Annotated in this window: 30 protein-coding genes and 1 pseudogene; 13 read left to right on the plus strand and 18 right to left on the minus strand. The window is 49.9% G+C overall.

Going from position 1 to position 25,035, the window contains the following annotated elements:
• The first annotated feature begins 82 nt into the window (after positions 1–82).
• Positions 83–1,000 (plus strand): transposase, encoded by a 918-nt coding sequence (locus tag JCM12296_RS19180; protein WP_083456312.1) that lies wholly within the window; start codon positions 83–85, stop codon positions 998–1,000.
• Positions 1,001–1,516: 516 nt separating this feature from the next.
• Here JCM12296_RS19180 and JCM12296_RS38565 read toward each other — a convergent pair.
• The 4 genes from JCM12296_RS38565 to JCM12296_RS19195 form a co-directional block, all read right to left on the minus strand.
• Positions 1,517–1,693: a hypothetical protein gene (locus JCM12296_RS38565; RefSeq protein ID WP_157067747.1), complete on the minus strand. Its 177-nt coding sequence runs from the start codon at positions 1,691–1,693 to the stop codon at positions 1,517–1,519.
• Positions 1,686–2,105 carry a helix-turn-helix domain-containing protein gene (locus tag JCM12296_RS19185; RefSeq protein ID WP_054696696.1) on the minus strand — a complete coding sequence of 140 codons (420 nt, stop codon included), beginning with the start codon at positions 2,103–2,105 and terminating at the stop codon, positions 1,686–1,688. The genes JCM12296_RS38565 and JCM12296_RS19185 overlap by 8 nt, the downstream gene beginning before the upstream one ends.
• Positions 2,106–2,238: 133 nt before the next feature.
• Complete coding sequence (locus tag JCM12296_RS19190; protein ID WP_054696701.1) at positions 2,239–2,484, minus strand: type II toxin-antitoxin system RelE family toxin; 246 nt, start codon at positions 2,482–2,484, stop codon at positions 2,239–2,241.
• Positions 2,477–2,719, minus strand: coding sequence for a ribbon-helix-helix protein, CopG family (locus JCM12296_RS19195; protein WP_054696704.1), 243 nt, complete (start codon positions 2,717–2,719; stop codon positions 2,477–2,479). The genes JCM12296_RS19190 and JCM12296_RS19195 overlap by 8 nt, the downstream gene beginning before the upstream one ends.
• 279 nt (positions 2,720–2,998) lie before the next feature.
• On the opposite strand from JCM12296_RS19195, the gene JCM12296_RS19200 reads away from it, so the two are divergent.
• The gene (locus JCM12296_RS19200; RefSeq protein ID WP_054696707.1) at positions 2,999–3,286 is read left to right on the plus strand and encodes a hypothetical protein; all 288 of its coding nucleotides are present in this window, start codon (positions 2,999–3,001) and stop codon (positions 3,284–3,286) included.
• A gap of 109 nt (positions 3,287–3,395) precedes the next feature.
• Here JCM12296_RS19200 and JCM12296_RS36710 read toward each other — a convergent pair whose 3' ends face one another.
• The 9 genes from JCM12296_RS36710 to JCM12296_RS19240 form a co-directional block, all read right to left on the minus strand.
• Positions 3,396–3,656 carry a type II toxin-antitoxin system PemK/MazF family toxin gene (locus tag JCM12296_RS36710; protein WP_213181611.1) on the minus strand — a complete coding sequence of 87 codons (261 nt, stop codon included), beginning with the start codon at positions 3,654–3,656 and terminating at the stop codon, positions 3,396–3,398.
• The gene (locus JCM12296_RS19205; RefSeq protein WP_157067748.1) at positions 3,646–3,894 is read right to left on the minus strand and encodes a ribbon-helix-helix domain-containing protein; all 249 of its coding nucleotides are present in this window, start codon (positions 3,892–3,894) and stop codon (positions 3,646–3,648) included. Before JCM12296_RS19205 ends, JCM12296_RS36710 begins: the two co-directional genes overlap by 11 nt.
• A gap of 75 nt (positions 3,895–3,969) precedes the next feature.
• Positions 3,970–4,299, minus strand: coding sequence for a type II toxin-antitoxin system PemK/MazF family toxin (locus JCM12296_RS19210; RefSeq protein ID WP_246804580.1), 330 nt, complete (start codon positions 4,297–4,299; stop codon positions 3,970–3,972).
• Positions 4,286–4,684, minus strand: a complete 399-nt coding sequence (locus JCM12296_RS19215; protein WP_246804582.1) for an AbrB/MazE/SpoVT family DNA-binding domain-containing protein — start codon at positions 4,682–4,684, stop codon at positions 4,286–4,288. The genes JCM12296_RS19210 and JCM12296_RS19215 overlap by 14 nt, the downstream gene beginning before the upstream one ends.
• A gap of 39 nt (positions 4,685–4,723) precedes the next feature.
• The gene (locus JCM12296_RS19220) at positions 4,724–5,137 is read right to left on the minus strand and encodes a type II toxin-antitoxin system VapC family toxin (RefSeq protein ID WP_218188168.1); all 414 of its coding nucleotides are present in this window, start codon (positions 5,135–5,137) and stop codon (positions 4,724–4,726) included.
• Between the two features lie 210 nt (positions 5,138–5,347).
• The gene (locus tag JCM12296_RS19225; protein WP_054696711.1) at positions 5,348–5,578 is read right to left on the minus strand and encodes a hypothetical protein; all 231 of its coding nucleotides are present in this window, start codon (positions 5,576–5,578) and stop codon (positions 5,348–5,350) included.
• Between the two features lie 423 nt (positions 5,579–6,001).
• Positions 6,002–8,041 (minus strand): phospholipase C/P1 nuclease family protein, encoded by a 2,040-nt coding sequence (locus JCM12296_RS19230; RefSeq protein WP_157067749.1) that lies wholly within the window; start codon positions 8,039–8,041, stop codon positions 6,002–6,004.
• Positions 8,038–8,625 (minus strand): peptidase associated/transthyretin-like domain-containing protein, encoded by a 588-nt coding sequence (locus JCM12296_RS19235; RefSeq protein WP_054696715.1) that lies wholly within the window; start codon positions 8,623–8,625, stop codon positions 8,038–8,040. Before JCM12296_RS19235 ends, JCM12296_RS19230 begins: the two co-directional genes overlap by 4 nt.
• 29 nt (positions 8,626–8,654) lie before the next feature.
• On the minus strand, positions 8,655–10,355 hold the full coding sequence (locus JCM12296_RS19240) for a hypothetical protein (protein ID WP_054696718.1): 1,701 nt from the start codon (positions 10,353–10,355) through the stop codon (positions 8,655–8,657).
• Positions 10,356–10,808: 453 nt separating this feature from the next.
• On the opposite strand from JCM12296_RS19240, the gene galE reads away from it, so the two are divergent.
• The 5 genes from galE to JCM12296_RS19265 all read left to right on the plus strand — a co-directional run bounded on the left by galE (position 10,809) and on the right by JCM12296_RS19265 (position 17,514).
• Positions 10,809–11,627, plus strand: a complete 819-nt coding sequence (gene galE / locus JCM12296_RS19245; protein ID WP_246804589.1) for a UDP-glucose 4-epimerase GalE — start codon at positions 10,809–10,811, stop codon at positions 11,625–11,627.
• Between the two features lie 226 nt (positions 11,628–11,853).
• Positions 11,854–14,094 carry a tetratricopeptide repeat protein gene (locus JCM12296_RS19250; RefSeq protein WP_172683990.1) on the plus strand — a complete coding sequence of 747 codons (2,241 nt, stop codon included), beginning with the start codon at positions 11,854–11,856 and terminating at the stop codon, positions 14,092–14,094.
• A 4-nt stretch (positions 14,095–14,098) separates the two neighbouring features.
• Positions 14,099–15,247 (plus strand): hypothetical protein, encoded by a 1,149-nt coding sequence (locus JCM12296_RS19255; protein ID WP_054696725.1) that lies wholly within the window; start codon positions 14,099–14,101, stop codon positions 15,245–15,247.
• Positions 15,248–15,292: 45 nt separating this feature from the next.
• Positions 15,293–16,897 (plus strand): AAA family ATPase, encoded by a 1,605-nt coding sequence (locus JCM12296_RS19260; protein ID WP_054696728.1) that lies wholly within the window; start codon positions 15,293–15,295, stop codon positions 16,895–16,897.
• A 191-nt stretch (positions 16,898–17,088) separates the two neighbouring features.
• Entirely contained in the window at positions 17,089–17,514 is a 426-nt protein-coding gene (locus JCM12296_RS19265) for a PilZ domain-containing protein (protein ID WP_054696731.1), read from the plus strand.
• 6 nt (positions 17,515–17,520) lie between these two features.
• Here the strand turns inward: JCM12296_RS19265 and JCM12296_RS19270 are convergent, their stop codons facing one another.
• The 5 genes and pseudogenes from JCM12296_RS19270 to JCM12296_RS19285 form a co-directional block, all read right to left on the minus strand.
• Positions 17,521–18,261, minus strand: a complete 741-nt coding sequence (locus tag JCM12296_RS19270; RefSeq protein WP_083456310.1) for an alpha/beta hydrolase — start codon at positions 18,259–18,261, stop codon at positions 17,521–17,523.
• 228 nt (positions 18,262–18,489) lie between these two features.
• Positions 18,490–18,906, minus strand: a complete 417-nt coding sequence (locus tag JCM12296_RS19275; protein ID WP_246804585.1) for an iron-sulfur cluster assembly scaffold protein — start codon at positions 18,904–18,906, stop codon at positions 18,490–18,492.
• 21 nt (positions 18,907–18,927) lie between these two features.
• Complete coding sequence (locus JCM12296_RS51475; RefSeq protein WP_479690869.1) at positions 18,928–19,374, minus strand: hypothetical protein; 447 nt, start codon at positions 19,372–19,374, stop codon at positions 18,928–18,930.
• Positions 19,304–19,552: pseudogene (locus JCM12296_RS51480) on the minus strand (NifB/NifX family molybdenum-iron cluster-binding protein); the annotation flags it as partial. The gene JCM12296_RS51475 and the pseudogene JCM12296_RS51480, both read right to left, overlap by 71 nt.
• 15 nt (positions 19,553–19,567) lie before the next feature.
• Complete coding sequence (locus JCM12296_RS19285) at positions 19,568–20,662, minus strand: flavin monoamine oxidase family protein (RefSeq protein ID WP_054696737.1); 1,095 nt, start codon at positions 20,660–20,662, stop codon at positions 19,568–19,570.
• Between the two features lie 121 nt (positions 20,663–20,783).
• Between JCM12296_RS19285 and JCM12296_RS44985 the strand changes: the two genes are divergently transcribed.
• Genes JCM12296_RS44985 through JCM12296_RS19305 form a run of 6 tightly spaced genes read left to right on the plus strand, consistent with a single transcriptional unit; the run spans position 20,784 to position 25,031 of the window.
• A complete protein-coding gene (locus tag JCM12296_RS44985) occupies positions 20,784–21,332 on the plus strand; it encodes a class I SAM-dependent methyltransferase (RefSeq protein WP_246804586.1) in 549 nt (182 codons plus the stop codon).
• Between the two features lie 2 nt (positions 21,333–21,334).
• Entirely contained in the window at positions 21,335–21,544 is a 210-nt protein-coding gene (locus tag JCM12296_RS44990; protein ID WP_246804588.1) for a hypothetical protein, read from the plus strand.
• Complete coding sequence (locus JCM12296_RS42145; protein ID WP_218188166.1) at positions 21,541–22,722, plus strand: molybdopterin-containing oxidoreductase family protein; 1,182 nt, start codon at positions 21,541–21,543, stop codon at positions 22,720–22,722. Before JCM12296_RS44990 ends, JCM12296_RS42145 begins: the two co-directional genes overlap by 4 nt.
• Positions 22,716–23,759, plus strand: a complete 1,044-nt coding sequence (locus JCM12296_RS42150; RefSeq protein ID WP_218188167.1) for a molybdopterin dinucleotide binding domain-containing protein — start codon at positions 22,716–22,718, stop codon at positions 23,757–23,759. Before JCM12296_RS42145 ends, JCM12296_RS42150 begins: the two co-directional genes overlap by 7 nt.
• A gap of 57 nt (positions 23,760–23,816) precedes the next feature.
• Positions 23,817–24,248 carry a 4Fe-4S dicluster domain-containing protein gene (locus JCM12296_RS19300; protein ID WP_054696741.1) on the plus strand — a complete coding sequence of 144 codons (432 nt, stop codon included), beginning with the start codon at positions 23,817–23,819 and terminating at the stop codon, positions 24,246–24,248.
• 15 nt (positions 24,249–24,263) lie between these two features.
• Positions 24,264–25,031 carry an alpha-hydroxy-acid oxidizing protein gene (locus tag JCM12296_RS19305; protein ID WP_083456311.1) on the plus strand — a complete coding sequence of 256 codons (768 nt, stop codon included), beginning with the start codon at positions 24,264–24,266 and terminating at the stop codon, positions 25,029–25,031.
• The last annotated feature ends 4 nt before the right edge of the window (positions 25,032–25,035 follow it).

Genomic DNA, 25,035 nt, shown 5'->3' on the forward strand with positions numbered 1-25,035 from the left:
CTGATTTTGCCTGGTTTTAATTAATTTGGTTGGCAATGAAAAAAGTGTCCTTCAAAGTTACGCAGCGTGTGAAAAATTGCGCATGAACTCCCAGGATCAGACAGCGACTTATCATGTAATGTCCAGGACGGCGCTGGATGGCTTCCCGTTGGAGGCTTTCGAGAAAGATTATCTGCTGGATCTGATCAAGCGGATGAGCGGTTTGTTTTTCACCGAAGTCTTTGGGTTCACCCTGATGGGTAACCATCTCCATCTGCTGGTGAAGATGCTTCCTGAACATGAATTCACAGATGAAGCGGTGAAAGAATGGTTAGTTCAATTTTATGGTGAAAAGAAGGCGATGCCCTGGGAAGGACGGTTGCCGTTTGTCCGTGACAAGTTTGCCAGCCTTTCCGAATTCATGCGCGAAATCAAGATCAACTTCACCCGGTTCTACAATAAACGCCATGGCCGCCGATGCTATTTTTGGGGTGATAGGTTTAAAAGCGTGATGGTGGAAGAGGGTGAAACGCTCATCAATTGCCTGGCCTATATTGACCTCAATCCGGTGAGGGCCGGTATCGTGGAACGGCCGAAGGCTTACCGCTGGAATTCGTTAGGGTATCATATCCAAGTCAGCAACAAGGAAGGATTTCTGTCAACCGATTTCGGGTTGAAGCAATTCAATGTAAAAAGCGATGAGGAACGGGTGCGGCTTTACCGGCAATATGTGTATGAAACCGGAGCGATCCAGCAAGCGGACAAGCCCTATACAAAGACTATACCGGAAAAAATTGTAACCAAAGAACGCGAAAGGAACTTCGAGGTTGATCGTAAGGAGCCTTTTTTATACCGGACACGGTATTTTACCGATTCCGGAATGATCGGGTCTCGGGAATATGTTTCGAATACCTACCAACAATTCAAGCATCTTTTTCAATCCAAGCATGAGAAGAAGCCCAAGTTGGTGAAGGGGCTGGATGGGGTATTTTCGTTGAAGAGATTATCAGAATCAGTTTAGCCACGGACACACACGGGCCGACACAACAATTCACCGCTCGTTTCACTCGAGACGCAAAGTACACAGAGTTTTGTTTGTTCCCTTCGGGGAGGGAAAGAATGATGTTGGTAGAATTTTGCGATCCTCTCAGATGTTCCTATTGCTTATCGCCTTCTGGCCTATTTTTCTGCCACTCCGGTTAAATGTGATGCGCTCATCTCGGAGATGGTCCCGGTTAAACAAAAAATGGTATGCGTTCACGGGGTCAAAATTTCCGATTTGCCGTAAATGCCGGACCCGTAGGCGTTTACAGGGTGCCGCAGATGGGCGGCACCGGGCGCGCAGACGTATTGGTCATACTTCAAGTGCCCGGTAACAAAGCAGAGGCGGTGCCCTTTGAACGCCTACCCTTATTTTTTGGTTCAACCGATGATATCCTATCCCTTAGCGGATTTCATGCACGCTTGCCGAAAGAACACATTCGATGGCGTCAATTAAAGTCCGTGGCCATGTACGAGTGGGCCTTATCCGCGATAATCAATCATGAACGAAGTCGATTTTCACGTTGTATCCGGCGGTCTTACGCATGCCGATCCTCTTTTGTTTCAGCTCGTAAACCGGCGCCAGTGTGTCATATGCGGCGCTGGTTTCCGGATCGGCCAGCGCCTTGTTTTTGAAATCCTCGAACGTGGGTCGACTTGCGGTATCAACCATTACGGGCCTCATTGATCACCAGATCCGTATCCGGTGACACGGCATAAAACAGCTGGTTCAACTTTTCGATCGTTGGCATCGCCGTGCCTTGTTCATAGCGGGCGTAGGCGTTGCGCGATGACATCCCCATCCGTTTTGCGACCTGGGCGAGCGAAAGTCCGCTGATTTCACGCTTGCGTTTCAGCAACAGCCCGATCATTGGTTTCGGCTCCGGGGCCCCGACCTCGAAGGTGTCCTTGGTACCCTTGTATACTGTCACCTTGAAGCCGTCCCGGTTCACCAGCGTTTCAATCATATCGGCCACCATCAGGTAGGCCTCTTTTTTGGTGTGGCCCTGGGTTATTAGGTCCAGGATAGGAATTTCCGCCAGCCAGAATTTGCCGTCTTTATAAATGCGTCCTGCAAATCTCATGGTTTACCCTTTCTTGCCTTGTTTAGTATCGATCGGGCAAGCTTTGGACTTTCTCCAAGAAAGTATATCTCAACAAAGTCACATCTGTCAGAAATGCCTCAACGATAGGCTCGGCTGCGATGATGGGCTCCGATCATGAAACGATGTTATCTTGATCGTCAATTTCGTAGAAAAATCGCCATGAACCGATACGGTAGCGCCATGTTGGCGGTGTATAATTTTTTAGTTTTTTTATGTTGGGACCGTAATGGGGGTGTGTTTTTAACTGAGGATAGACATAACCTTTCAATTTCTCTGAAACTTTTGCCCCTCCCGATTTTGCCATGAGTTTCAGATCGTTCTGAAACCGGTCGGTTTCAAAAATGCGATAGTCAGTCAACGAATCGGCCTTTCAGCTGCTTGGCTTCGTTGGAGCCTTCCTTCAAACGATTCAGTAAATTGTCGTTCGACATAATTTCGGCCAACTCAACATCGTCCACAAACTGCTGCTCACGGATATTTTGGAGTGCTGCCGTTTCGATAAAATTGGATAGAGAGCGGTTTTCCGCTTTGGCAGTTTCGGAAAAAATTTTATAAATGTCTTCCTTCAACCGCAAGGTTACTGTCTTGTGCATTTATATTCTCCTAGTTTCATTTATATGAATAAGTATTCTAATTCGTTCTGGTTGTGTTGTCAATAACACATGGGGTAAAAAAATGGTGCGTCCCTGTTACGAGAGGGACGCCGACATACAATTTACCCAAAAGGTGTATTCAAGACCCAAATTCCAAGGCATAATGAGATTCCTGATTTAGAAGAACAACAAAGGAAATTTCCTGTCCACCGATTTCGGCTTGAAACAATTCAATGTTAACGGTGAAAAGGAGAGGGTGCGGCTTTACCGACAATATGTGTGGAAACCGGAGCGATCCCGCAAGCGGACAAGCCCTATACCAAGACGATACCGGAAAAAATCGTAACCGAAGAACGAGAAAGGAACTTCGAGATTGGTCGTAAGGACCGATTTTTATACCGGACGCGGTATTTTACAGCTTCCGGGATTATTGGGTCGCGAGAGTTTGTTTCGGATGCCTACCAGCAGTTCAAGCATCTCTTTCAATCCAAGCATGAGAAGAAACCGAAGTCGGTGAAGGGGTTGGATGGGATGTTTTCATTGAAGCGGCTTTCTGAATTTATTTAGCTGCGGACACATATGGACGGTCACAGATTAAATTCCAAGATGTATTTTTAGGGCAGTATCGACACCGACCATGTCTCCATCGCTTAACCGGCCAATGGGTTTTATAATCCTATGTTTGTCGAGGGTGCGGTATCTGATCTGCTTTTACCTTTGAGTTTTTGGGAAGATTTCCGGAACCCTTGGAGAGCATCGCCTCGAATGGATAGATTTTTTTTAAATTTTTTGAAGTGATCGGGAGGACAGTAACTGTCCCGGAATATTGATTGTTAACATCATTTGAAACGATCACGATGGGCCTTGTTTTAGCAATTTCCCGACCAATAGTCGGGTCCAGAGCGGCCAAATGAATTTCTCCCCGTTTAATATTCATCCCAGCCTTCCAAGTCCGCGACTTCAAATTCCGATGAAATATCAATGCTTTCCTTTTGGCGGGCCTGGTAACCTTCTGCCAGTTGTTTTTCCAGAATCTCTTTTTGGGTCTGTTTCACTTTAAGCTCGATGGCTTCGGCAATAAACATGCTACGTTTTTTTGCGCCGGTCATTCGATCTACCATGTTGACCAGGTCTTTTGGCAATGTGACATTCAGTCGAACCTTTTGTGTGTTCATATAGCCCTCTGAACAGTATTAAAAAGAAAAATGTCAGGCAAAGAGTGCATCCGGCGTATTGACGACGGTTTTGTATTATTCGCCGTACATATCGGTGATGATTTTGCGTAGTTGGGCAGATTTGCGATCTGATAGCTGATCAATTTTCTTTTTCAATCTCTTTTTGCTAATCGTGCGAATTTGGTCAACAGCGATTTCAGCATTCTTTTTTGCGGATTTGATCTGAATCCGGGTTCTCCATTGGGGATGCAAAGCCGAGGTTAAAGGGCATACAACCACAGTTTCCAGATATTGATTCATTTCGTCCTGGCTAACGATCACGACAGGGCGGACTTTTTTTATTTCGCTTCCAATTGTAGGGTTGAGATCTGCAAAATATATTTCGTACCTTTTAATCAACAACATCCTCATCCCTCAAGCCATCAAAAAGAGTTGAGTCAAAATCTTCCCAATTCTCCCTTTGATTGGCCATGGCTTTATATGTTTCTTCCCAAGAAAGCTTGCTTTCCTCTTTATTCCGAAGAAGCAGACCTCTGTCGGTTTCTTCAATTAATAGGCTATTTTTTAATCCATACTTTTGGAGAAGCGCTTTGGGTATGCGTAAGCCCTTTGAATTACCAATCGAAACCAGCTTTGCATCTCTTACCCTTGTTTGATTTTCCATACTTTTTGGCTCCTGGCTTTGGATTGAAATCAATGTAATTACTGTAGCTACATTTTTGCCTGGCGTCAAGTTTGAAAGAGATTTTCCGTATGATTTGCTGAGGTTAATCGGCTTACTTTTTTCCATGAAATAGCCCATCGCCTTATGTTCTATTTTTTGTTCAGGTTAATACCAGTCTTCGAGTGGCAAACCTTCGACGCGTTCAAATTCTTTGATATTGTGGGTCACTATCGTGCCTTTGTTCGAAAGTGCAGTCCCGGCGATCAAAACATCATACGGGCCGATTGGCGTTCCTTTCTTTTCAAGATCAGCACGGATGGCTGCAGCACTTCTGACTTCCTTGGTTCCAAAAGGCAGAATGTTGACCACCGATGTCAAAGAATCCAATTGAACGATCCTTTTCCTGGGGGAAACCGATTTCGCAATACCGACCTGCAGTTCAAAAAGTACCACGGTAGGGATGCCTATGTCACTGGTGGATGGTTCAGCAGCCTGTCGGCGATATTTCCCACACCCTTGAAGAAATAGATGAGCGTGTTCGTGTCCAGTATATACATGAGTAAACTTACAGATGAAGATTAAGGTTTCCGGAAATAAATAATTCCGTCATCCTGCTTGTCTTTGTGCCCGTCTACCGTGTTGCCGCCACCGGCACATATTCCCGATATGCACCGGTGGCGGCGCCTTGTAGACGAACCCAAATCCGGCACGATCTGGGGGAATTATTTATTTCCGGCAACCTAATTCCTCTTTGCCGGTTTCTATTTTTTGAAACGATTTTCTCTGCGGCTACACTGATTCCCGCGACGCGTCCTGCCCCATATCCTTTCTGATTTCCTCTGCAGTTGGAAGGTCTTTCCAGGCGCCTGCAAGTTGGATCACCGCTTCGGGCCAGTTTGTCGCTGTCTTTTCTCGAATTACTTCCGAAATCCATTTGCTTTTCGATTTGCCGCTTTTTTCAACCATAGACAGCATTCTTTTTTCGGTATCGTCGTCTATATATATTGTTACTTGTCCCATATTTCACCTCAAAATTAATCCACATATATGTTAACATATATGTGAAATTGGTCAAGGTAGTTTTTTGATCTTATTCACGGTACGATTGTGTTGCCTGTCAACTATTTGATTTATTTTGATGGACGCATAAGCGGACGTATAGCCAGATACTTATATGCAATTCAATCACCTGTTTCAATCCGTCGTTTTCGGATGTGATCCACGGACGCAAATATGAATTTTTGCCACAAACCCACACGAACATACACAGACAAATTTACAGAGCCTTCGGCTGCCGAAAACACTTTTTTTCAAGATCTTAACGTTCATGTGGGGCCGTGTGGGTTTGTGGCAGATTTTATTTTCACCCGAGGTGCGAAGATCAGGACCTGGATCGTGAATTATTTTTCCACTGCCCGCAAAACATCACCGACGACCCGTCACCTACTCTTGCAGTTCTGTATCAATCAACCGGATCGCATCAACATCCAGGTGGAAATAATATTCCCCTTCCCATATGTACGCCTGTTGGAGGAAAGAGATGTATTTCAAATGCAGATTATCCGGTATGGGAAAGTTTGTGTTTTGGAATCTCTCCATGATATTATCAACACATATCGATCCGGTGGTAAAGGCAAGGGAGATGGTCGTATCGTTCCAATGGAATGCTGTCCCGTCACCTACATATTGCAACGTTAAATTGTTGTCAAAGATCAGAAACAATGCATGGGTGTAATAGCGGGAGTCCGTGGTGGTGGTATACATTTCGGGAATGAGAAATTGGACACAGGTCGTCGGCGTGATGAGCAGCCCATCGCTGCCGTCTGCGGTGAAATCAAAATAAAGTTCGTTGACCCTCGCGTCATCTGAATCATCCTCCCGGAAGTTCTCCATGACCAGGAAGCCCGATGCAACCGTTAATGTTGAAGTCCCATTGTCGATGTTTGTGCCTTCTGGAGTAGGAACCCAATCATGGTTACCGGTAATTCCCTTATCCCATTCTTCATTGAACAGAATTTTTCCAGGATGGAACACTTTTCCCACGATGGCATCATTTTCAGCACCCAGCGTACCTTGAAAAACCAGTGTGCAGGTCACAGAATCCCAGCATTCAATGGGGATTGTCTGGCTGGCTTGAAAGTAGACATCCATGGATTCGTTGAATAGCAGTTGATCACAATGTACATTTTGCTTTGAGTGAACGATAATATCCTCACTTCCGTCTGGATTACCATTAATCGGTGTATATTTGAACACCAGGGAGAAATCTCCATCCAACATGGCATCTTCCGTTTCTGTTGTGTTCGTTAGATTCAATTTCATCCAACTCAACACATTGTCTTGGAAGTACGGGCAAGCGGAAACCTCCAGACGGCCCCGGAAAAAATAATCCAGCAAGGCTGTGGAATAGCCTATGGCCCGGGGGATGAGTTTTTCGGCGTAATCCTGGTGGCAGCGTTCATCCAACAAAAAAGCATAAGTTACTTCTGGTGCGTTCTGCATGTAAAGTTGGTAATAATAGTATGCGGCAGCAACGAAATGCGTTACGGGATCCCCTAAAGTTTTGCTGAAATAGATGCGGTGATCAATCTTACCGTCTTCTGCGTCGATTTCTTCTGCATGGAGCCAGACATCTCCATCATAGTTGGTTTCCTCCATTTGGGGATGGGGATAATTATCATCCGTGTCTTCAGTCCAGAAGTTGGCGTTGGTGTATTCGGCCAGGCCGATCGTGCGGTTCGAGCCGTCCGGGAGATTGGACCCGTTGGGCAGGTATTCGTTATGGTCCCACAGTGCGGAGATCGGACTCGGGGCGGACGTATCGGAGACAGCCATATTGAAGATGGAAGGGTCGACCGTGAAATTTTTTTCTTTAGGGATAGCTTCGATAAACTCTTGGTTTTCCTCAACCCACTTCTCGTAGGGATCCGAGTCCAGTAAGAATGGAGGATGAGGATCATTTCTGACATGGGCAGGAACCGCTGCATCGGAGACCAGATGCATCAGTTGGCCGAGGGATCGAAACATTCTGGCATATTGCTCCTCTGATCCCGTTAGCAATGCCCGACGATAATAGTTTCTTGCCAACGGCCATGAATACTCATTAATTTCATCATACAGCTGATAAGAAGCATCTGGTTCAGGTATCTGTGCCCAATAAACCATTGAACTGTAGCCGGACGACAAACCAGCTGCATCCCAAGTCTTAATCGGATCATGAAAATGTCTCAGGCAGCGCCAATTCGGTTCATCTTCCTCAATTCCACCGTCAATCATCCATTCTTCTATTAATTTTTTTTCTATAGTTTCTTTGGTGCCATCTTTAAAACCAAGAGAAGTCTTCAGCACTGTATCCACGATAGAGTCATTTATCGCTTTTTCATTGATGTGAGGATGCGCAATTCTATTGTCATATGCAATACAAATCAGAGGACTTATACAGATAGAGAAAATAATCAAAATAATGCATGTATATCTTTTCATTCTTCTGTTCTCCAGATTTTTTCAGAAAATGGTTTCAATCCAACATTAACTCGTTCTTCGCTTTCCAACCTTCGTAAATTAGGCATTCTTTCATTTGCAATGCCCGCAGGGTGTTCAATATCTCCAAGGTTATCCTTCCTTTCTTTGAGTGTCATTAATTTAGGAAGGAAATAGATTATGTGCTCGTTTTCAGGGATGAACATGGAATGTTTTTTCTCCAATGAACTATATGATGCCCGCATACTCCCCGGATATGCGGCATATCCAGGCTTAAAGATAGATATTTGACACTGTTTGTCCCAGAGTGACATCCCTCTGAAAAGGGTTACACGTTTTGGTTGGAAACGAAAATTCCCCTCAGCATCGGTCAGTGTCTCGATGGCGTCCGCAAACCGCCAAACCCACCCGCCGACCGAGCTGCTCTTTGTGTGAAACCCGATCAACACTACTGCGCCCTCAATGGGCGTACCGGTTTCCGCCTCAACCACTTTTCCCATGAACGGTCCGAATTTATGGGTAATGGTACAGCCGCAAAGCGATATTGAAGTGGCAATCAACAAAATCAGGCATATCCATTTTTGCATACTGATTCCTCCGAGAAAGTGATGGTTTGTCAGTACCGCTCGATTTTCCACAAACCATTTTCGCCCTGGCTGAAATAAATGTAATAAGTGATGGTAACCATCTGGCCCTTGACCTCATGGGTTTGCCGAATGCGGTACTTTGCCATTCCATCCATATAACATATCCAGGATATGTCAGACATCTTGCTTGCCAGTGTGGACAGCCCGGTACCCAATGCTTGGTATATGGCGGCATATCTTTCGTAATAGCGCTGATGGTGAAATGTCAGCGCTTTATCGATGTCTCCGGCGATCAGGGCGGTTTTCATGGAAGCCCACTTGGCTTGCAGTAGATTATCCAACGCATCAGCGGAGAAAACCATGATTGCCACCGTATCCTGATAAGCATCCCCCTGATCATCGGATGCCTCGGCGGTAAGGTAGTAAATGCCTTTTTGCTCCAACCGGATGGGATAGGTGTTTGCTTCAGCGCTATCCTGAAAAATAAGCGTACCTGGTCCCGTGTAAGTGATTGTTGATGTCAGGCTCGGCAGGGAACTGTTGATGCGCAGTGTCGTCTCGAACGGAGTGATACCGGATTGCATATCTGCCGTCAGTTTTATGTAGTTTTTATTGGTTTCAGCATATACAAGAATCGTCTCTTCGGCGGTATCTCCGGAAGCAGAAGTGGCTTTGACGCTGATGGTGTTCTCTCCCTCCTCCAAGGGAATGTGGTTGGCGGCGAACTGATTGCCGAAGACCATGGCGGTGATGCCGTTGACCGTGATTCCTGTCTCGTCGCCGGTGTTGTTGGTGAATGTCCCGCAGACCATCACATCTGGCCGATCGAATGTTATCCCCTGTTGCGGGGATAAGATTTGGATACTGAGCGGTTGAACGACGGTTACCGTCACCGATTCAGTTGATGTTCCACCCGGTCCGGTTGCCTTTATGGTATAGGTGGTGTCGGTTTCCGGAAAGACCGCCAACGATCCGTTCAGTTGAACATCACCGATACCCTGGTCGATGGACACCCCATCGGCATTGGCGGTATTCCATGTCAGGGTGGACGATTGCTCCTGGAGCAGTTGTGTCGGCGTGGCGGAGAACGTAATCATTGGCGGTGGCGGATTGACGGTAATCGTTGCGGACGAAGTCACGGTTCCTTCCGGACCCGTTGCGGTAATCGTATAAGTCGTTGTGGCTGACGGTGATACCATCATTGAACCGGAAAGCGCCACGGTCCCGATACTCGGATCGATCGTGCACGTATCAGCGTTCTCGGATGACCATACCAGGGTGCTGGAAGAACCTTGGTCAATCGTTTCCGGATCGGCACTGAACGTCACGGTTGGAGGGGGTTGGGACTCTGCTGCTTCTGATCGGATGGTGGCTGTGATTGATGCTCCCGGAGAACCGACCAACAGGACCCGCAAACGATTTGCTTGACGCAACCGGATTTTTTTTTCGTAGGTTGTTTCCCGTCCGTGCAGGAAATGCGTCAATGGGATCAACCGGCGATTGAGGACCAGAAAACCGGCATGGATGGATAACTGGGGTGTGTTTTTGGTTATGCATAGGTTCGCGTTTGACGATTGATTCGTTTGAATCGTGTGCTGGGATTGATGGACGTGCCAAGGATTGACTGTCAGGCGGCCGCTGTCGAAAATTACGGTATCGTCGCCAATGGCCGGAGCGGCTGCCACTGCAACCAGAATCGACAATAAAATAAGAATCTTGATTTTTTGCATGCTGCGTCCTCTATTCAGATGGTTAACGGAAAAGTGTCTGAAATCAGACACTACGGCTTCACAATCGTGCACAGATAGTTGTGGCGTTTTACCTGTGGTTCACGATCAAACAGGGGGAACTTCCGTACCGGCTGAGGAAAGATGCAACGTGAAAAGGGATAGGATCAGATTCGGGTCAGTTGAGCGACGATGCAATTGTTTCTGTTTTGTTATTTTTTAAGCAACAATGATGCCGAACTTAAGGGCGGTTGCAATCCGGCCTGGATTAACCACATGAAACAATTAGAAGATATTCGTCCATTGCTGCCCGGTGTCCAGGCGCTTTTGACGTAAATCCTTGATCCTTGAAGAAAAAATCAATATAAAAGTGCACAACTACTCTCTATGATAGGATTTTTTATGAAAGCTAAGACAATCCTGGTGGTTGGCGGGGCTGGGTACATCGGTTCCCATATGGTCAGACAATTGATCCATGATCGATGGAAAGTGGTTATCCTGGATAATCTATCAACCGGAAACCGTCGACTGGCTCAAGGCTGCGAATTGGTGGAGGGAAACCTGGGGGATTGTCACCTCTTGGAGAATTTGTTCACTGAGCATTCGATCGCTGCGGTGATGCATTTTGCCGCTTTTTCACAGGTCGGGGCGTCGGTTGTCAATCCACTTCAATACTACCAAAACAACCTGGCAGAAACAGTCACGCTGCTCGATACCATGGTGCGGCATGAGGTTTTGTATTTTATTTTTTCGTCGACGGCGGCGGTCTATGGCGAGCCGGAATTCACGCCGATTACCGAGGTACATCCATGTCAGCCAACCAGTCCTTACGGCAATACGAAAATGGCTGTGGAACGGATGCTGGCCGATTGTGCCGCGGCATATGGACTGAAATATGCGGCATTGCGCTATTTCAACGCGGCTGGCGCAGACGATTCTGCTCAAATCGGCGAGATGCATGACCCGGAAACCCATCTGATCCCTATCGTGTTGAAAGTGGCTTTGGGGCAAATCAGAAATATACAGGTGTTCGGGACGGACTATCCCACAAAAGATGGCACCTGCATTCGTGATTATGTCCATGTGAACGACTTGGCCCAGGCGCATTTGTTGGCCCTCCAGGCCTTGTTCGATGGTGCGTCAAGCGCTGTTTACAATTTGGGCAGCAGCAACGGATATACGGTGAAAGAAGTGATCCAAAAGACAGAGCAGGTTACCGGAAGGAAAATTCCCGTTGTCGAAGCCCCGCGCGGCCGGGAGATCCCGCTGTATTGATTGCCAGTTCGGAAAAAATCAAACGCGACTTGGGATGGATTCCGGTGTATAACAATCTTGAGCAGATTATTCAAACGGCTTGGAATTGGCACCGCAAGCATGTCCATTGAGTCTGATGGTTCACTTATTGCGACCATAGTATTTTTTTGTTTCGGGAAGCTTACCAAGAAATGATTAACGGGAGAGTCGAATGAAACGGTGTTGGGTTATCCTTCTGGTTTTTATATTGAGCGCCATTTTCATGGCCTGTTCCTCTGACGCGGAGAAAAAAGTCGCCCATTTTGAGAAAGGCAATGCCTACTTTGAGAAAGGTGAATATAAAAGTGCGGAATTGGAATATCGCAACGCCATTCAGATCGACCCTGAGTTTGTCGATGCATATGCGCGTTTGGGAGAGACTTATCTGAAATTGGGCAGCCCCAAGGATGCGTTCAGAGAGTATAGCATGGTCGCCAAGTTGGCGCCTGAAAATACGGATGCCGCGCTCAAACTCGCCACCTTCTATATGCTGGGAAAAAAGAATGCGGAGTCCCGTGAAAAAGTTGAAGCTGTGCTTGCCAGGGAGCCCAATAATATCGAAGCGCTCTTTTTGCTGGCGGGGCTTCATGACCTGGATAAAAAATTTGATGCGGCGGCCGCTGTATTTAAGAGGATTATTGCCCTGGATGCCAACCAAGCCCGCGCTTACATGGGATTGGCCCGTATCTATGCGCGCCAGGGAAAATTTGATGAAGCTGAAAAACAATTGGTCCAGGCTATTCAACTGGATCCCAAAGAGATCAAACCGCGATTGGAGCTGGTGAGATTTTACAGTAGTCGAAAAGCATTTGACAAGGCTCAAGCGCAAATTGAAAAAGCCATTCAATTGAATCCGGATCGTGCGGAGCTTTACCTCATTCTGGGTAATTTCTTTTTTCAAATGAAGAAAAATGATGACGCGGAGCGCGCCTATCTGAAAGCCATCGACATCGATCCATCAGACGTTAAACCCTATATGGTTGCAGCCGGTTTCTATGATTCTCGGGATATGACCGATAAAGCGCTTGCCATGTACGATAAGGCGTTGGCGACCAAACCCAACGACGTCAACATCATGACGACCATGGCCGGATTTTTCCTGAAACATCGAAAAGTGGCGGATGCGCAAGGCTATCTGAACAAGGTGTTGAAAGAAAGACCTAAATTTTTTCCCGCGCGGATGATGAATGGCGAAATCGCCACATACAAGAAGGACTTTACCGGAGCCATTGCGATTTTTGACCAGCTGATTAAGGAAGAACCGCGATCGGCCCGAGCATACTATTTGAAAGGTGTTGCCCATATGGGCAATGGCGAGTTGCAAAGCGCCAAAACATCCCTATCCAAAACGGTTGAACTGAATCCCAAACAACCCAAAGCCAAAATGTTGTTGGCCGATATTGCCATGCGTGAAAGGGATTTTAACAATGCCCAGAAGCTGAGTGAAGCGGTACTGGATGAAGATCCAAAGAATTATCAAGCCCGCATGATGTTGGGAAATGCATTTATGGCTCAGGGCAAAACCGGCGAGGCGGAGATCGCTTACAAATTGCTTATCGCCGAAGATCCTGAAAATCCGGCTGGATACTATCGATTGGGGCTGTTGCAGCGGGCGACCAAAAATTATCCGGCAGCCATGGAAAACTTCAATGCCGCTCTGGATTTAAACCCCAAGCTGATGGATGTGTTCACCAATCTGATTTTGGTCTATGGCGCCCAAAAGGAATTTGATGCCGCCCTGAATCGGTGTGATGCGCAAATCAAAAAGGTGGGGGATGCAAATGTCCCCAAGGCCATCATTAGCAATCTCAAAGGCGGTATTTTATTGGCTCAAAAGCGGGTTGATGCGGCCAAGAACGCTTTCGAAGCAGCGATTCAACTCAACCCGGAATTCATGCCGCCGTATTATGCCTTGGCACGGATCTATTTAACCGAGAAACAGCCAGAAAAGGCCATTGAACAATACACCGCCATTCTTGAGAAAAATCCGAATCAAGCCGGACCGCATATGCTTCTCGGAACGATTTATGACATGCAGCACCAGTATGACATGTCGGAGAAACACTATCGTGCCGCACTCAAAATAAACCCACAATTCGCACCGGCGGCCAATAACCTGGCTTATCTCCTCTCAACACGAAATGGCAATCTTGATGAAGCACTCAAGTTCGCGCAGATTGCCAAGGAAAAATTGCCTGATGACCCTAGCGTGATGGATACATTGGGATGGATTTATTACCAAAAAGGACTTTACGGAAATGCAGTGCAGGAATTCCAGGATAGTTTGGAGAAATTGCCCGACAATGCAACGGTAAATTTTCACCTTGGCGCTGCACTGTTCAAAAAAGGAGATAAATCCCAGGCAAAGCCGTATCTTGAAAAGTCGTTGGCGTTGAACAATCAATTTGAGGAGGCTGGTGAGGCCCGGCGGATGCTGTCGGAGATCTGATCCTGTGCGCTATTTTCCTTTTAAAACCTTGGTATTATGCGTGTTGTTGCCGCCTTTTGTATACGCCTTTTCCTTGCAGACCTTGGAGAAGTTGATTCAGGCGCGCTATGACAAAGAACTGACGGCAACCTATACGGGTGACGCCCGCTCTTTATTTGATGGCAGCGTCCGTTTGCAGGATGTCATTCGCAAAAATATTGATGCGTTTTTATCGAACCGCAAACTGATTCGGTGGGGCGTACACGTTTCGATTACGGTCAAGACCCAGGATGGGATTTATCTCTATCCCGATGCCTATGATGCCTCCCGCTCAGGGCTATCGGTTGCGGACAATGTTGCCGTTGCACGCAATAATTTCAAGCTGCTAAACGATGGGTTAATTAAAACGGTTGATGTTGAAATCGATTATAATACCCTGATCGCCAATGCTGTTCTGCTGTTTTGCGTGCTTGTTCCGCTAAGCGTACTTTACATATTTTATCAACGAAGTTCGAAAAAATTCAATGCCGAAGCGCGTGATCAGCAAAAGGCCCTATACGAAATAGAACAATCCCGACGAAAAGACGTTGAGAAACTGGCTGAACTTGAAGAACAACGAAAACAGCTTTCCCAAAAAGTCGATGAAATGCGTAAGAGACTGGAGGATGAGCGTCGCAAGGCCTCTACCACCGAGGACGAAATGGTGGATGAGTTTTTGGCCCTTGAAGAAAAAATAGCCAAACACCAGGCATTGCAAGATGGGCAGCTGGTTGAAATCGAAGAGTTGAAGGAAAAAATCGAAACCTTTGAGCGGGAAAAAGAAGACCAGAACCGCCAAACCCTGAAAGGCGTGGAGAGTATCAAGAAGCGGATGGCCGTTCTCTATAAAAACGTGAGTATCCATGAGCGGGCCATGGCCGGTTTTATGGAACTGACTGAAGAATTAAAAATCAAGGCTGAGGAAACGATTCATCTGCTCAACGACGATGCCAAACAGGTTCGTATAAAACGTAAGGTCTTTGGTAAAAAGAACAGGGAAACGGTCTTTGAGGTTATTTTTGCATACAAGGGAAGATTGTATTTCAGGAATATCAACAATAATCGGGTTGAGGTGTTGGTGATGGGTACCAAATTAACACAAAACAAGGACCTGGCATTTCTCGATAAACTATAAAAAAAGTTCTTCATCAAAAGGTTTTTTGAACCTCTGAGAGGGCGAATGTATCTTGATTTTTATAAATTAAGGATAAAACCGTTTCAAATCAGTACGGACCCGAAGTTTCTTTGGCTCGGCGAGAAACATAAAGAGGCGCTGGCTGTATTAAAGTACGGCATCCTTGATAACAAGGGATTTCTTTTGCTCACCGGTGATGTCGGAACGGGTAAAACAACCCTGCTTAATGCCCTTATTCAGAGCCTTGATGAAAATGTTCTCGTTGCCATGGTGACCGACCCGGGTTTGGCCAAAATGGATTTTTTTAATTTCGTGGCCGACTCTTTTGAAATGGATAAAAGCTTTAAAAGCAAGGGCGATTTTTTAATTTACCTAAGAAACTATCTGTTTGACCTGCATGGCCAAAACAAGCAGGCATTGCTTATTATCGATGAAGCCCAGCATCTGAGTCCGAAAATGCTCGAAGAGGTCCGTCTGCTATCAAACATCGAGAAACATAATACAAAACTGATCAATATTTTTTTTGTCGGTCAAAGCGAATTCAACGAAATTATTCTCAGACCCAAGAACCGGGCCATCCGCCAACGCATTACCATCAACTACAATATCGCTTCCCTGTCGGAGTCAGAGACAAGCGACTATATTCGTTTTCGCTTGGGCGTCGCAGGTTCGGATAACGCCTTGTTTACGCCTCGAGCCATCAAGGAGATTTTCAGGTTTTCAAATGGCTATCCCCGCCTGATCAATATTATTTGTGATCAGGCGCTATTAACGGGCTACGTAAAAGAGAAAACCAAAATAGACGAGAAAATCGTCATAGAATGTGCTGAAGAACTGAAAATCCCCCATGGTTTTTCCATTGATAAAAACAGCGCGACACCCGAGGCAGCGGAAACGGTCGAACACCGTTCAGACAAGCCAGCGGTTCCATTGAATAGCGCACCTCACGTCAATGCCCATGATCAACCCCCACCAACCCGATCCTTCAGCAGACCCCTGTTGATCGTTCTTCTTGCATTGATGGTGTTTTGGATTGGGTTGGTTTCCGTTTATCTTTTCAGCCAAAAAAGCACCACCGTCAGGCCGGTGATTGTTGAATCGCCGCCTCTAACGCAAGGTGATGAAGATCAGCCAACAGCCACGACGGATCAGAACCGGATAGCCCAACAACGCCAATCTCCATCCAACCCTTCTTCTCTGAATAAAGAAAATAATCAGGATGCGCGTGTTGCCCCGGATGATACCCCAGCATCTGCTGCAGTTCCTGCCGATACCAAACCCGTTGAAAAAACCGAACCCCCCGTCGAGCTGTCGCAAATCAAACAGACCTATGGTGACAACCCTACGGTTTATTTCGGTTTTAATTCAAATGACCTTGAACCGGAGGCCTACCCCCTTTTGCAAATGGTGGCCCGGTTCTGTGCGCAAAATCCGCAGGTAACCCTCACCCTAAAAGGATATTCAGACAGCTCCGGTGCCTTATCCTATAATTTGAAGCTGTCTGACTTTAGAGCGAACATGGTAAAGTCCTATTTGGTTGGGCGCGGTGTAAAAGCGACGCAGATAAAAACCTTGGCTTTGGGGCCGGATGAAGCCTCCACGGATGGCAAACAACGCAAAGTCGTCATTGAAATTGGGGCTCTGCAGTAATCGTTTTTGATTGTGATCAACAAGGACGAATTCGTAAGAAGCCCGATATCGGCGTTACGCTTCATCCTTCGTCATTGCGGCGTACGCTAAGTACGCCTCATTCCTTAAGGATTCGCAAGCCTTGATCTCGGGCTTCTTACGAATCCGTCGGAAATGCGACTTTTTACGAGTGCATCAACAAGGATTACGATATGGATGAATTAGAAAACACAGAAGATATCGATAAATTAACGGCCAAATTGGTCAAGGCGGTAGAAAAATTAAGTCCTCAGCGTAAAAAAATGTTAGCGCAATTGATCCGCGAGTGGGAGCGGCTGGATTACCGTGAAGATTCGAGAATTTCCTGCTTTTTACCTGTCGATTATTCGACTCAGGATCGTCTCTATCAGGATTTCATCCATAATTTGAGTAACGGTGGGGTTTTTATCGAAACAGCAGCTTCGTTGCGAATCGGTCAGCCGCTTTCAATGATCTTTAATGTGCCAACGCTTAATAAAGCATTCAAGATTGCCGGCCGAATTGTAAGAACCGAGACAGATGGTGTCGGCGTTAAGTTTGATAAAAAATTGACGCCCTATCAAAAGGAGTTGATCCATAAAGCCGTAAACAAATCGTAGATCGTCTCACCCGACAGATTTGAAGCAATCCAGATACCATTGAACTGCTTCCTCAATATAGTGCTTTTGGTGTTGTTCGTTGGTGATTCGATGATCGCCTTTTTCGAGGATCAATTGTTTCTTCGGGGCTTGGGCAAGCTTGAAGATCGTATGCGCATTTTGAATGTTGACGGTTCCGTCATCGCTTCCATGGACGATCAAAATATGGTGAATGGCTGAAAGCAGAGAGGCAATATTAAACTGCAGTCTGTTTTGATTCACTTCAGTTTTTAATGACTGCGGCGAGTTGTCCGGGAGTTGAATTGTTTTGCTCTGCACGGGGGCAGCCAGCGTGACAATTGAGAAGGGCATGAGTTGACCGGCTGCGGTCAGGCATACCGTGCCCCCCAAACTGCTGCCGAAAAGACCCAATGGAAGGCTTGGGCTCCCAAACAGATCGCTCATTTTCCGGGCGGCAGAGACCAGATCCGCCGTCCGGCCTTCCAAGGTGGTATCGGTCTGAAAATTGCCCTCACTGTCACCGCAACCTCTATGATCAAAACGGAAATAGGCGAATCCGACAGAAGTGCAGTGATTCGCTAAATCAATTTGCTTGGGAGAATTTTTATCAGCCATCAATCCGTGGCAACCAATAATGATTGCCCGTGGATGGGTTTCGGGTAAGTGAAGAATACCCGATAACGCGAATCCATCCGCATGAAAGGTGATGGGTCGTTGATGAGTCGTTGCTGGTGTATTATCTAACATATGGAAAATATCGGCAAAAAATTGGCAAAACGCAAGCGAAAAATTGATCGGCCGCTCAAATTGCGTTACGTTGATCTATCGCTGAGAGAAGCGCCATGGGCCGGCGGATTATTGCAGCCGATCCATGGGCACCGCGACAGCGAAATCCTCGGCCGGTGGAGCGGGTCAGGTCCGGAACCTGGATGGGATCGGCTGATGGTCCCGATCAGTGCTTCTGAAGCGTTTTTTTCATATACTGACCCAGTGCCTCCTGAACGGTGGCGGCCGCCAGGAACGCGCAGTGCTGATCGTCTTCCGGAAATCGGCCGATTTCTCCAGAATGGCTTCACCGGTGATGTCCGTAATTTCGTCGGGCGTCTTGCCAAGGGCCATTTCCGCAGCAAAGGATCCGCATACCGTGCTCGACCCACAGCCGTCGGTGCGAAAGGCGGCGTCGCACACCCGGTCATTGTCGAACTTGAGAAATATTTCCATGGTATCGCCACATTCGCCTTTCACACGCGCATGGGCATCCGCATCGGCCAGAGGGCCCCGGTAAAGCGGGTTGCGCCAGCGTTCAAATCCTGCCTCTCCAAAAGCCTCACGGGTCTCGGCGAATATCTGTTCCTGGAGTTCGGCCACGAAGGCATCGATTTTGTCGGTCATCCCTGTCCTTTCTTGTCCGCATTATGTCAAATCTCTTATTTTATTTTCAATTTCCGCCAATTGCTGTTTTAGCGCGTCGGCCTGTTGCTGCAGTTGTTGGCGCTGCTGGTTGGCTGGATTTCCGGCTCCTCGCGGTTGGACCGGTTGGGTGCCGCCATCGGTAGCCATGCATCGGCGGCCCATGCCCATGCCGCCGCCGCAGCCGCCCCGACCGCGGCCACCACCCATTCCCCGACCGCCGCCTCTTCCAGATCCCCAAGACATAGGGGACGCCCCGACCGATCCCGCCCCCGACCGGTTGCTGAAGATTGCCGCCAATCGATGCATCCAGCTCTCCTTTCTTGAACTTCTCAACCACATCCCGGATGACGCCGCGCTGCCCCAGGATGACCCTGACATTCGCCGCGTCGAAAACCTGCATAGCCTTCGGCCCGCAATTGCCGGTGATAACCACCTTGGCGCCCGCATCGGCCACTATGCCGGCGGATTGAATGCCGGCGCTGCTCGTCAGATCGGCATTGGTGTTGTCGATGGCCTCAAAGGCCATGTCATCGGTTTCAACAAACAAGAAGTAGCGGCAACGACCAAAACGCTCATCGACATTTGCCGAAAGGTCGGTACCGGTGGAACTGACAGCGATTTTCATGTTCTTACTCCCTTTTCATTTGCTTTGCAGGTTATTGATCGCGCGTTCGGCCGCGCGCAGGGCGCCTTCGAGATAACCGCCATGCTGGTCCGCCGTCTCGGTGCCGGCAAAGTGGACCCTCCCGTCCCAAATGGCGCTTTGGCCGGCTGGGGGCCGGTAGTCCGGATGTGCTCGCAGGGGCGGCTGGTCGTATGCCGTGGCGGTGAAGGACTCCCGCGCCCAATCCTGGTAAAAAAGCCTTGTCGGTGTGGCCGCCGCCCATCCGAAGAGGTCCGCCAGCTGCTCGCGAATGGCTTGGTTCAGGCAGGGCTGCTGATTTCGTTGGGCCGCCGGCATGCCGACAAACCCGGTCAAGCCGTAAGGCGCCGTTACATGGTTGGACCCGTCGTGAATTTCACCCAAAGGGCCATGTTCGCTGAAGGCCTGTCCCGACAGCCCCGCATCGCGCCAGAACGGTGTTTCATAGAGGGCGTAGAATTTGGCCTGGCCCGCCATCCAGGTGCTGGTTTTGAGCATGGCCTGGGCCAGGTGATCCGGCAGATCAGGCGTGAAGAGAATGGTGGCGGCGGTAAGACGCGGGGGAAGGGCAAGGACAACCTGTTGGGCGAGAAATTCGGCCCAGGGCGCCTTTTCCAATTCACCCACGGTCACCCGTATCCCATCGGAGCGGCGTTCGATCCCGCAGACCGGATGGTTCAGGCGAATGGTGTCGCGGAGCACGCGTTCACACAGTCTGGTGACCAGTGCCATCATACCGCCAACAATCCGCCAGGAAGCCGGTTCGCTGCCATACCCCCTTATGGTGTGCACCGCGCCGCTGTGTTGCTGGTAGCGCCCGAAGCCGTTCTCAAATTGACGATACCCCTTCAGGTTCAGGGTATCGACCAGGCGGGCCATGGTCGGATGGATTTCCGGCCAGTACCAAGAGGGGCCGAGATCACAGCCATATCCCTCATATTGGGGACAGAGTATACGACCGCCAATCCGGTTGCGGGCTTCAAGCAGCACAAAGGATCGGTTTTGTTCGGCCAGCCGGCTGGCGGCGTAGATGCCGCTCAGACCGGCACCGATAATGAGGGTGTCAATCCGTTGGATCGTAGTTGTGTTCATTTGCCAAGGTCCCCGTTCGATACGTCCTTTCGAAGCAAGGACCCTATCCATATCACCGCGCGCTTGTCGGAACAATATTTATTTTGGCCATAAGCCCAAAAAAAGGCCGGGCTGTCGCGAGGTGTCAGACGACGTTTGCGGGCTTGACCCGCGAGATATTCCGGGATACGACGGACATGGCCTTTTTCAAACCGCCTCCTACAACCTGGATGGGATCGACGCCATGACGAAACGACGTACCGGACGTCAGAAGTACTACAATTTTTTTTCTCATTTTTATGACCATTTCATAAAGATGCATTCCTCCAACGATAGGGATGAGACCCGACAATTTCTCGTCGCCTCGGCAAATCTGGAAGGCAAAAAACACCCACGGGTGCTGGATATCTGTTGCGGCACCGGTTCGGTGATCCTCGCTTTTAGCGAACACGTTCATGGTATTTTTGCCGTCGGGGTCGATTTCTCAATCGGCATGTTAAACCGCGCCAGGGCGAAAGATGCATCAAGTAAAGCGGCTTTCGTCAAGGGGGATGCAGCCGACTTGCCCTTCGTCAATGACTATTTTGATATCGTTTGCTGCTCGCATGCCTTGTACGAATTAAAGGGGCACGATCGGAATCGGGCATTGTCGGAGATGCGGCGGGTTATCAACCGGATGGCAAGGTCCTGATCATGGAACATGAAGTCCCGCGCAAGAGATGGGTGAAGGTGCTGTTTTCCATTCGGATGCTGATGATGGGGCCCAAAGATGCGCAGGAGTTCGTCAACCAGGGAATTTCTCCCTTTCAAAGGCTTTTCTCCCAAGTGGCGCTGACACACACCCCCTCGGGGAAAAGCAAATTAATCATTTGTCGAAAGCGGGATAGGCAAGGAACAAGATGAACTACCAACAAGCCCTTGAGACGGCTAAGAAAAACGGTGAACGGGTCGTCCCCACGGTTTGCGGGATGTGCGGTCCGGGCGGGCCAGGCGGCGGCTGCGGCATCTATGCCTTTGTCCGCGACGGGAAATTCGTCAAGGTTGCCGGCATGGATGAATCCCCGGTGAACCAAGGGGCGATTTGCGCCAAGGGGCATGCCGCCCCGCAATGGGTCTATTCACCCGATCGGTTGACCCACCCCTTGCGTCGTATCGGCAGGAAAGGGGAGGGCCGGTTCGAGCGCATCACCTGGGATGTGGCCATCGCCCAGATCGCCGAGACGCTAAAGGCGCAAAAGGCCTCCTACGGGCCGGAATCGTTGGCCATCTTAAGTCCGGCCAGGCGTTCCTACAGTGAGTACATCGTACGCTTCCTGACGGCCCATGGCAGCCCGAACTTCGGGCACAGCGGTATTTGCGCCATGCAGCGGGCCTTCGCCTTCATGTACACCATCGGGACCTGGCCGCAACCGGATTATCAGCGTAGCGATCTGATCATTCTCTGGGGACGTCAGCCGATCTTTTCCGGCCCGGTTGCCCGTCCGGCAAAATCTTTTTTGGCCGCCCGGCAAAGAGGGGCGAAGATTATCGCGATCAAACCGTCGGTCGAGCCGGACGTCGGCATGGCAGATCTCTGGCTGCCCATCCGGCCGGGAACGGATACTGCCCTGGCCCTGGCCATGCTGCATGTGGTGATCGCGGAAGACCTCCTGGACCATGCTTTCATCGATCGATGGTGCAGCGGTTTCGACCCGTTGAAAACACATATCCGGCAATACCCACCGGCATGGGCCGAGACCATCACGGGTCTCCCGGCGTCTCAGATCGAATCGGTTGCACGGATGTATGCCACCACCCGGCGGGCGGCCATCGATCTGGGCAACGGCGTCGAGCATACCCCCTCCTCAAATGACGCCATCCGGGCCGTGGCGATCCTCATGGCGATTACCGGCCATTTGGACCGCCCCGGCACCGATCTTTTCGTTCCACCGGCCGCCAAAAGCCCCAAACCCATCACCCTGAAAGAACGGGTGACCCAGGAAATGGTGGATAAATTGGTGGGGCCGGAGTTTCCCCGGGCGTTTCAGCCTTTGTCGAAGGCACGTCTTCGGCCTATTATCGCATCCTGGAAAGCGTGTTAACCCAGGATCCCTATCCGATCCGGGCCGTTATCGCTCCAGGCACCCAGGCTTTGGTCAGCACCCGGGGATCTCGCAATGTGACTGCCGCCCTCGAACGGCTGGATTTCTTCGTCGTGGCCGACGTGACCCGCACCGCGGACATGCCTTATGCCGACATCGTGCTTCCTTTGGCCACAAGCTATGAGGTGGATCATCCGTTCCAGTTCGTACCCGGCTGGCTGATGGCCACCCGTCGGGTGATCGAACCGGTGTATGCATCTCCATCGATCTTCTCCTTTTTTTTCGATTTGGGCGTGGCCATGGGTTATGGTGACGATTTTTGGGGCGGCAGCATCTCTGCCGCGATGGATGATCAGCTGGCGCCCATGGGCGTGACCATGGATGAACTGCGGATGCAACCGACCGGGATCAAGGTGCCACCCAAGCCGATGGAATTCGAAAAATATGCCACGGTGTTCAACCGGTCCAGCCCGCGCCTGAGCGGTGAACCCTTTTTGCCCGATGGCAAGGTGGCGATTTACAATACCACCTTTGCGGCCGCCGGATTCAGCCCCTTGCCGCAATGGCGCGAGCCGCCCGAAAGCATCAGCGGCACCCCGGAATTGCTGAATCGATACCCGTTGATTCTGTCGGATTACCATACCTCGAAAAACTTCTCGGCGTCCTGGCAGCGCAATGTGCCTCAACTCCGCGAGATCCAGCCTCATCCGGTCCTGCATATCCATCCCCAGACGGCGGATGCGCGTGCCATCGCCGATGGCGACTGGGTGAAAGTGGAATCGCCGCATGGCTGGATCAAGGTCAAGGCCGAAATCATCCCGGGAATCCGGCCGGACACGGTCATGCTGCTGCATGGCTGGTGGCAGGGCTGCCGGGAGCTTGTGATCGAAGACTACCCCATCCTGGATGGGGGCGCCAATGTGAACGTGATGTACAGTGTGGATAAAGACAAGGCCTACGACCCGCTGATCACCGCCATGGCCAGTCAGACCCTGGTGCAGGTGACCCGGATTGATGAACAGGTGGACGCCCCATGAGCAAGGAAACCCTGATTTGGTTCGACCCCGAGAAATGTACAGTGCCATGGGTGTGAAGTGGCCTGCCGTTCCTGGCGGGGATTGTCGGTGGGCGTCCGGTACCGGCGCGTGCTCAACGTTTGGCAAGGGGCCTACCCCGAGGTGAAAAGTCACTCGGTATCCATCGGATGCCTGCATTGCGTGGATCCTGAATGCGCCGCCGTATGCCCGGTGGAAGCGATTTACAAACGTGTAGCGGACGGTGTGGTCTGGGTTGATGATGAGATTTGCATCGGTTGCCAGAATTGCCTGTCGGCCTGCCCGTACGGCGTGCCGCAGTTCGGCGTCGAGGGCACGATGCAAAAGTGTGATCTTTGCATCGCGCAACCCGGTAGTGAATACGGTCCCCCCTGTGTGGCCACCTGTCCCGGCGGTGCCCTGTCCCTGAAGACGCTGACGACCGCTGAAAAGGAAGCTCATCAGAAGACCATAGCGTCTTTGATGCCGTAGCATGAGGAGAAACAGATGAAAGAAATACTGGAAAATGCCAGAAAGCTGATGAAGGGATACTGCCGGGTCTGCCCTGTTTGTGATGGCCGGGCCTGCGCCGGTGAGGTGCCGGGCATGGGGGGGCTGGGCACCGCTTCGGCGTTCAAGGCCAATTTGGCTGCCCTGGCGGCCTATCGGTTCAATATGCGCCTGGTTCACGACGTGAAAAAACCGCAAATCCGGACCACGATTCTGGGCAAGTCCCTGTCTCTGCCCGTGTTGGCGGCACCCATTGGCGGCGTGTCGTTCAACATGGGCGGCGGTGTCAGTGAGGCGGCCTATATCGAGGCGCTGATCCAGGGCTCCCTGGCCAAGGGCACCCTCGGCTGTACCGGCGACGGGGTTCCGGAATTCATCCACCAGACCGGCTTCCAGGCCATCCAGGCGGCGGGCGGCATGGGCATCCCCTTTATCAAACCCTGGGAAGACGACGAACTGTTTGACAAACTGGAGCGGGCCCAGGCAACGGGGGCGGACATTATCGGCATGGACCTCGACGCCGCCGGCCTGGTCACCCTGCGTAAGATGGGCCGGCCGGTTTCACCCAAGAGCGTGACCGAGTTAAAGCGGATCCGCGCCGCCGTTTCCGGCAAGTTCATCCTCAAGGGCGTGATGACCGTTGCGGATGCGCTGCTGGCCGCAGAAGCGGGGGTCGACGCCATCGTTGTTTCCAACCATGGCGGCCGCGTGCTGGATTTTGCGCGGGGGGCCGCGAGGTGTTGCCGGCGATCCACGCGGCGGTGAAGGG

Source organism: Desulfosarcina cetonica JCM 12296, from assembly GCF_001311845.1.
Lineage (GTDB): Bacteria > Desulfobacterota > Desulfobacteria > Desulfobacterales > Desulfosarcinaceae > Desulfosarcina > Desulfosarcina cetonica.

Excerpts from the sequence above, each read along its gene's own strand:
- JCM12296_RS19180 (WP_083456312.1), top strand. The coding sequence starts at position 83 with ATGAACTCCCAGGATCAGACAGCGACTTATCATGTAATGTCCAGGACG.
- JCM12296_RS38565 (WP_157067747.1), bottom strand. The coding sequence starts at position 1,693 with ATGGTTGATACCGCAAGTCGACCCACGTTCGAGGATTTCAAAAACAAG.
- JCM12296_RS19185 (WP_054696696.1), bottom strand. The coding sequence starts at position 2,105 with ATGAGATTTGCAGGACGCATTTATAAAGACGGCAAATTCTGGCTGGCG.
- JCM12296_RS19195 (WP_054696704.1), bottom strand. The coding sequence starts at position 2,719 with ATGCACAAGACAGTAACCTTGCGGTTGAAGGAAGACATTTATAAAATT.
- JCM12296_RS36710 (WP_213181611.1), bottom strand. The coding sequence starts at position 3,656 with ATGAATATTAAACGGGGAGAAATTCATTTGGCCGCTCTGGACCCGACT.
- JCM12296_RS19205 (WP_157067748.1), bottom strand. The coding sequence starts at position 3,894 with ATGAACACACAAAAGGTTCGACTGAATGTCACATTGCCAAAAGACCTG.
- JCM12296_RS19210 (WP_246804580.1), bottom strand. The coding sequence starts at position 4,299 with ATGTTGTTGATTAAAAGGTACGAAATATATTTTGCAGATCTCAACCCT.
- JCM12296_RS19215 (WP_246804582.1), bottom strand. The coding sequence starts at position 4,684 with ATGGAAAAAAGTAAGCCGATTAACCTCAGCAAATCATACGGAAAATCT.
- JCM12296_RS19225 (WP_054696711.1), bottom strand. The coding sequence starts at position 5,578 with ATGGGACAAGTAACAATATATATAGACGACGATACCGAAAAAAGAATG.
- JCM12296_RS19230 (WP_157067749.1), bottom strand. The coding sequence starts at position 8,041 with ATGAAAAGATATACATGCATTATTTTGATTATTTTCTCTATCTGTATA.
- JCM12296_RS19235 (WP_054696715.1), bottom strand. The coding sequence starts at position 8,625 with ATGCAAAAATGGATATGCCTGATTTTGTTGATTGCCACTTCAATATCG.
- JCM12296_RS19240 (WP_054696718.1), bottom strand. The coding sequence starts at position 10,355 with ATGCAAAAAATCAAGATTCTTATTTTATTGTCGATTCTGGTTGCAGTG.
- galE (WP_246804589.1), top strand. The coding sequence starts at position 10,809 with ATGGTCAGACAATTGATCCATGATCGATGGAAAGTGGTTATCCTGGAT.
- JCM12296_RS19260 (WP_054696728.1), top strand. The coding sequence starts at position 15,293 with ATGTATCTTGATTTTTATAAATTAAGGATAAAACCGTTTCAAATCAGT.
- JCM12296_RS19265 (WP_054696731.1), top strand. The coding sequence starts at position 17,089 with ATGGATGAATTAGAAAACACAGAAGATATCGATAAATTAACGGCCAAA.
- JCM12296_RS19270 (WP_083456310.1), bottom strand. The coding sequence starts at position 18,261 with ATGTTAGATAATACACCAGCAACGACTCATCAACGACCCATCACCTTT.
- JCM12296_RS19275 (WP_246804585.1), bottom strand. The coding sequence starts at position 18,906 with ATGACCGACAAAATCGATGCCTTCGTGGCCGAACTCCAGGAACAGATA.
- JCM12296_RS51475 (WP_479690869.1), bottom strand. The coding sequence starts at position 19,374 with ATGCGGGCGCCAAGGTGGTTATCACCGGCAATTGCGGGCCGAAGGCTA.
- JCM12296_RS19285 (WP_054696737.1), bottom strand. The coding sequence starts at position 20,662 with ATGAACACAACTACGATCCAACGGATTGACACCCTCATTATCGGTGCC.
- JCM12296_RS44990 (WP_246804588.1), top strand. The coding sequence starts at position 21,335 with ATGGAACATGAAGTCCCGCGCAAGAGATGGGTGAAGGTGCTGTTTTCC.
- JCM12296_RS42145 (WP_218188166.1), top strand. The coding sequence starts at position 21,541 with ATGAACTACCAACAAGCCCTTGAGACGGCTAAGAAAAACGGTGAACGG.
- JCM12296_RS19305 (WP_083456311.1), top strand. The coding sequence starts at position 24,264 with ATGAAAGAAATACTGGAAAATGCCAGAAAGCTGATGAAGGGATACTGC.